6 protein-coding genes are annotated in these 6,480 nt (G+C 37.4%); 5 read left to right on the plus strand and 1 reads right to left on the minus strand.

Annotated features, from left to right (window positions below; all coding sequences use genetic code 11):
• Positions 1 to 174: 174 nt before the first annotated feature.
• On the plus strand, positions 175 to 960 hold the full coding sequence (locus ACFTQ7_RS07790) for a VOC family protein (RefSeq protein ID WP_349658792.1): 786 nt from the start codon (positions 175 to 177) through the stop codon (positions 958 to 960).
• 76 nt (positions 961 to 1,036) lie between these two features.
• Here ACFTQ7_RS07790 and ACFTQ7_RS07795 read toward each other — a convergent pair whose 3' ends face one another.
• On the minus strand, positions 1,037 to 1,237 hold the full coding sequence (locus tag ACFTQ7_RS07795; RefSeq protein WP_079560081.1) for a cold-shock protein: 201 nt from the start codon (positions 1,235 to 1,237) through the stop codon (positions 1,037 to 1,039).
• A 203-nt stretch (positions 1,238 to 1,440) separates the two neighbouring features.
• Between ACFTQ7_RS07795 and ACFTQ7_RS07800 the strand changes: the two genes are divergently transcribed.
• The 4 genes from ACFTQ7_RS07800 to ACFTQ7_RS07815 all read left to right on the plus strand — a co-directional run bounded on the left by ACFTQ7_RS07800 (position 1,441) and on the right by ACFTQ7_RS07815 (position 6,216).
• Positions 1,441 to 3,120 (plus strand): formate--tetrahydrofolate ligase, encoded by a 1,680-nt coding sequence (locus ACFTQ7_RS07800; RefSeq protein WP_386828003.1) that lies wholly within the window; start codon positions 1,441 to 1,443, stop codon positions 3,118 to 3,120.
• Positions 3,121 to 3,274: 154 nt separating this feature from the next.
• The gene (locus ACFTQ7_RS07805) at positions 3,275 to 3,694 is read left to right on the plus strand and encodes an HTH domain-containing protein (RefSeq protein WP_386828004.1); all 420 of its coding nucleotides are present in this window, start codon (positions 3,275 to 3,277) and stop codon (positions 3,692 to 3,694) included.
• 166 nt (positions 3,695 to 3,860) lie between these two features.
• Positions 3,861 to 4,697, plus strand: coding sequence for an Rpn family recombination-promoting nuclease/putative transposase (locus tag ACFTQ7_RS07810; protein WP_386828014.1), 837 nt, complete (start codon positions 3,861 to 3,863; stop codon positions 4,695 to 4,697).
• Between the two features lie 904 nt (positions 4,698 to 5,601).
• Positions 5,602 to 6,216 (plus strand): HD domain-containing protein, encoded by a 615-nt coding sequence (locus ACFTQ7_RS07815; RefSeq protein ID WP_386828005.1) that lies wholly within the window; start codon positions 5,602 to 5,604, stop codon positions 6,214 to 6,216.
• The last annotated feature ends 264 nt before the right edge of the window (positions 6,217 to 6,480 follow it).

Here is a 6,480-nt window from a genome sequence, read left to right on the forward strand (position 1 = left end):
CACCTCTTCATTGATTTTTGGAAATGAATAATCTTTTCTGATGAACCATCAGCGTGCCAATCATCTTCTTGCTGAGTATTTATAATTTCAATAATTGTAATATTCTTAATTTTATTTTAAACCAACAAAACTAACTGGTAAAGTATATAATAGAGAAAAAAAGGGGGGTTAGTCATGTCTTTATATTTTGACCATTTAGTTCATCAAGTTCAATCACCTGAGAATACAATGATTTTCTTAAAAAAACGTAATATCCATACAGTTAACGGTGGTCAACATACAATGTGGGGGACATTCAATACGTTAAGCTACTTTGGATTAAACTATATTGAACAAATAGCCATCTATGATCGTCAATTATTTGAAAATGCAGTGAAATTACCTTATTCACTACATTATACGTTTAAACATACCAACGAGCGCTATGGTTTTTCAAGAATTGCGTTACGTACAAAAAATATTAAGGAAGAGGGACAACGATTACGTGCACTTGGCTTCGAAGTATATGGACCTGATGCTTGTAGTCGTACAAGACCAGACGGCTCCGTAGTTGAATGGAAGCTCTTGCATTTTGGGAAGCCAGGGCTGGAAATTGATTTTCCATTTTTGATTGAGTGGGCTGATACAGACGAGGAACGTGTTGCGCAATTAAAAGCAAATGGAGCCATTAAGAGCGATCAACCCATATCGATGGAATCTGTACAATTTTATGTAAAAGATGTGCAAGCCACAGTGAAACTATGGAGGGAAGTATTACAATTACCAGAGCCTGAACAACAAGAAATGTTTATTTCCCTACACTTACCAAATATTCGCCTAGATTTTTATGACGAAGTTACTGCGGCTACAATGGCGCTAGGTCAATTAAATGAAGGGCCGTTTGGGGTTACACTTAAGGATACTGATAGAACGAAGGAAACGCTAGTTTTTCCAGGAGCTTTTTATTGGATCAATAGCTGAGGTTTAAGAGTGTAAAAGATCTATGAAGAACATTTGAAAAAAGGAGCCGTTTATCAAATGAACAGCTCCTTTGTACTTAAAATTTTACAACATTTGACGCCTGTGGACCTCGATTGCCTTCCACCACATCAAATGATACCTTTTGACCTTCTTCAAGTGTACGGAAGCCTTCCTCCTGGATTCCCGTAAAATGTACAAATACATCTTCTCCATCATCACATTCAATAAAGCCATAACCTTTTTCATTATTGAACCACTTTACGATTCCCTGTTGCATAAGCATTCGCCTCCCATGCGCTTGAAAGTAGAATAAAATCAACTAAGTCGTGAGAAAATGTGAAAAAATGCATTTTCATTAAGAACATACATGAATTGTGCAAAGTTGTCAATTGATTGTCGAAATGCTTGTATAACTTCCTATGATTTTTTTCACAATAAAGTCTATAATGGAAATTAACAACATAGAAAGTAGGATGCCAAATGACAACGACTAATCAACCTTTATCAGATCTAGAAATCGCTAATCAAGCGGTGATGAAGCCTATTACAGAAATCGCAAAAGATGCAGGTATTCCAGAAGATGCACTTGAGCAGTATGGTCGCTACAAAGCAAAAATTGACCCACTAAAAATAACAGCACAGGGTGAGGACGCTAAGGTAGTATTAGTTACTGCCATTAGTCCAACTCCAGCAGGTGAAGGGAAGTCAACCGTAACGGTTGGACTTGCTGACGCACTTCATCAATTGAATAAAAATGTTGTTGTTGCTTTACGTGAGCCATCACTTGGCCCAGTGATGGGCGTGAAAGGTGGTGCAACAGGTGGTGGGTACGCACAGGTTGTACCGATGGAGGATATAAACTTGCATTTCACTGGCGACCTTCACGCAATTACGACTGCGAATAATGCATTATCAGCCTTTATTGATAATCATATACACCAAGGAAATGCTTTAAACATTGACCCTCGCCGTATTATTTGGAAGCGTGTAATGGATTTAAATGATCGCACTCTTCGTAAAGTTGTAGTGGGTCTGGGTGGTCCTGTACAAGGGATGCCACGAGAGGACGGCTTTGATATTACCGTTGCATCAGAAATTATGGCAGTTTTTTGTTTAGCTACAAGCATTGAAGATTTACGTGAACGTTTAGCAAGTATCGTAATTGGTTATACATTTGAGCGTGAACCAGTATTCGTGCGAGATCTTCAAGTGGAGGGGGCTTTAACATTATTATTAAAAGATGCCTTTAAACCAAACTTAGTGCAAACACTTGAAGGAACACCTGCCATTATCCACGGTGGGCCATTTGCCAATATTGCACACGGCTGTAACTCGATTATGGCGACACAAACGGCTCGCCAGCTTGCTGATATTGTTGTGACAGAAGCAGGTTTCGGTTCAGATTTAGGTGCTGAAAAATTCATGAACATTAAAGCACGCAAAGCAGGCTTTAAACCAAGTGCAGTTGTTATTGTAGCTACAATCCGTGCATTAAAAATGCATGGCGGTGTACCAAAAACAGCGCTTGTAGGCGAAAATGTTGAAGCGCTTTTACAAGGGATTGAAAATTTAGCTAAACATGTTGATACGGTTCGTACATTTGGCGTTGAACCGATTATCGCTTTAAATCGATTCATTACGGACACAGAAGCGGAGTTAGAGGCTGTGCTGAACTGGTGTCAAGAAAATCATGTTCGTATTGCTCGTACAAATGTTTGGGAAGAAGGCGGTAAAGGTGGATTAGCCTTAGCTGAGCAAGTAGTAGCCGTATTAGAAGAAGAAAATAACTTCTCTCCCTTATATGATGTAACAGAGTCCGTTGAAGAAAAAGTTCGTACGATTGTTCAAAAAGTGTACGGTGGGAAAGATGTACAGTTTACTGAACAAGCTAAAAAACAAATTGCCCAAATCGAAAAATTCGGCTGGGATTCTTTACCGATTTGTATGGCGAAAACCCAGTATTCTTTATCCGACCAACCAAGTATTTTAGGACGTCCTGAGGGCTTTACTATCACAATCCGTGAAGTGATTCCAAAACTGGGTGCAGGTTTCTTAGTTTGTCTTACAGGCGATATTATGACAATGCCAGGTTTACCAAAAGCACCAGCTGCCTTACGCATGGATGTAGATAACGAAGGACATGCGGCAGGGTTGTTCTAAGAAAAAAATGCAAGATTTCGTAAAAAAATAAATACTACAAAGCTGCTCCAATAAGTTATATAAACTGTACCCTATAAGATAGATACTTTGAAAAAAGTCTATCCTATAGGGTACTTTTGTTTATAATGAGAAAAAAGATGTCGGAGCGGAATAAATGACGAAAAGATTATTTACTAAAAAAGAGCAAGAACAACTAAAATGTAATCCTAATATCCAGGCTATTAGTGATAAAGCAATTACTTATACTGAGGAGTTTAAACGCCATTTTATTGCAGAAAATGAAAAAGGAAAACTCCCAAGAACGATTTTTGAAGAGGCTGGTTTAGATGTAGAACTGATTGGTTTGAAGCGCATTAGTTCAGCGGGAAAGCGTTGGCGTGCAGCTTATCGCACAACTGGAGTAGCTGGTCTACAAGATACACGTAAAACGAATTCAGGTCGTCCAGTAGAACGGGAATTAAGTTTAGAAGAAAAAATTGCACGATTAGAAGCAAAAAATCGATTATTACAAGCGGAGAATGAACTTTTAAAAAAGCTCGATCTACTCGAAAGGCAGATGTTAAAGAAGAAATAACAATCGCAACAGAATTAAAATTTGATTTAATCAGTAAAACGATTCAAAAATATAAACTAAAACGTTTAGTAAGCTATCTATGTGAAATCATGGGCGTATCTCGTTCAGGTTACTATAATTATTTCACAGAAAAATCAGCACAAAAGCGTGCATCCCATGAGATTCGATTTTACATCGGACAGGTCGAAATAGCATTCAAGACGTGGCTTTTATGCGACAAGAAGTTGGTGGCGAATACAAGGATGATATGCAGTCAAGATTAGATATTGTTGTGAAAACGCAGGATCACCAAATGATTAATATTGAAATTCAATTGTCTAATCAGCACGATGTGTTTAAGTGCACATTATTTTACTGGGCACAACTTTATACTTCACAATTACAAAAGGGTATGGGGTATCATAAACTGCTACCGACGATTACAATTAATATATGCAATTTCACCTTGTTTCCTCAAACTGAATATTATCACAGTACATTCCATTTGTATGAGGATAAAACATTAAAGCGATTAATTATACAGGATGATGCTTTGGAAGTGCACTTTATTGAAATGAATAAATTTCTTGAACAATGGTATAGGGGAATTCTGAAGCCACTAGATGATATTTTAGCCCGTTGGTTATTATTATTAGGAATGGTCGATGCACGAAAGAAAAAGGTTTACGATAACATTTATTGCGAATTGGAGGAACTAGCGATGAAGGACGAACATTTATTACAGGCATTCAATGTCTGGGAAGATCTAAGTCTTTCTCATGAAGATATTATTGCTTATCAATCACGCTTAAAATATATCCTTGATGAAGAGGCAAAGTTAGAGGATGTTAAGCATATGGCAGAGCAAAAAGGTATAGAAAAAGGAAAAGAGGAAATTTCCAAGAACCTTTTAGTGGATGGTATGGGTATTGAATTTATTTGTAAAATAACTGGCTTATCTGTAGAGCGTATTGAAGAAATCAAGGAAAGGCTAATCCAAACTAATGAAGATAAACAACGATAAGGTCAACAAGGCTCTTCATATCCTTAGAATCTCCTGTGTTCAGAAAAAATTTTCCTTTGAACATATCTTAGAAGGAAGATAGGGAATAGCAAGAGGTAGGGAATAGGGAGATAGGATAATGTCTTTTAAATGGAAATTGAAGAAACAATAAAAGCTGCCATCATCTACAATAGTAAGATGGGCAGCTTTTACTTTTTCTTCAGCGGGTTGGTAATACGTAACATAACTATCGTTCCTACTTCCTTCATAACTTATTACTTCATTTACGGCTTAAATGAAATTCGGAAAAATGGTTGCCTAAAAAAGAATTCTCTAGTTTTGTTAGCACGACTCTGATAAATTGACTTTTCACAAATGTTGGCAAGAATTCGATATGCTATTTGTTATTAATGGGAGGAGTTACGTTCACACATACTCAAGGGTATGATTACAGAAGGTAACGTCAATTAATGATACAAATATCACACGCTTGGGACATATGGTCAAAGCCTTCTAGGTCGTGACAACAAGCTAACTATTTGTTCACTTATCTCGTCATGTACATTCGCTATGCGGGTTGAAATAAAGAATTTCTAAGGGAAAAATGTTCACTTTTATTTGTTTTCTTAGATGATTGATTTTCACTATACGCCTATACGCACGTCATCTTTCAAAACAGTATTCAATTGCAAGCCCGCTGAAGTTGTTAAATCTGTCAAAACATAGTTGCTGTACACCACTGAAATAGTGAGCTACAGAACAAGGTTAAATGTTCTGTACATTCACCTTACAATATTCTGAAAAATTTGTCAATTGAAATCACTTTGCGATATTGTTTTTTTAAAAAGCCTCGAGGTTGCTTAATAATTGCCAACTATTCTAAGCAATACAGTATAATAATGTATGAAGGGACTGAACTAAGATTATGAACAATTTAATGGACAAAGTACGGGGAATTTACGAACAATTTGATGCTAGTCATGATTTTCAACATATTGAACGTGTTTATCAAAATGCGTTAGCGATATTAGAAACAGAGTCAGAAGCGGATGCAGAAGTTGTGAAAATCGCTGTGCTCTTGCATGATGTAAGTGATAAAAAGTATACCGATAGCAAAGAACAAGAAAATAAGCTGATTGCCGAGCTACCTTTAAGTGAAGAAAAGAAGCAACATATTCGGGATTGCATCGAACAAGTATCGTTTAATGGTGGCAACGAACTAGAAGCAACTTCTCTCGAAGCAAAAATAGCACGGGATGCAGATCGTTTAGATGCAATTGGAGCAATCGGTATTGCACGGACGTTTGCTTTTGGTGGGGCTAAAGGTCGAAAGCTTTATGACAAGGAAGAAAATGCGCGTATGGATATGACCGAGGACGAGTATCGTAGTAAAAATACATCCTCAGTTACCCATTTTTATGAAAAGCTCTTATTGCTGAAGGATTTAATGATTACAGAGAAGGGCAAACAAATGGCTGAAGAACGCCATCAATTTATGGTGCAGTTTTTAGAGCAATTACAAAATGAAATTGGTGAGTAATTATTCACGCTTCAAAAAAATAATGTGGGCTTATAAATATTAATAAGTTATATGTCTCATAAAAAATCCGTTGTCTATTCCAATAGACAACGGATTTTTGTGTGCGCCCGGCATGCGTATGAACTATAGGGTGTAAGTCCCGAACCCCGAAGACAGAAGTAGAGGTTAGCCAAGAGCAAGGGTGTCCGTGGCGACGCGGAATCTGAAGGAAGCTGGAGGCAAAACACCGGTCCGAGGAACACGAATCTCATAGAAGGCTAGGTA

This window comes from Lysinibacillus sp. NPDC056959 (assembly GCF_042674095.1).
Taxonomy (GTDB): Bacteria; Bacillota; Bacilli; order Bacillales_A; family Planococcaceae; genus Lysinibacillus; species Lysinibacillus zambalensis.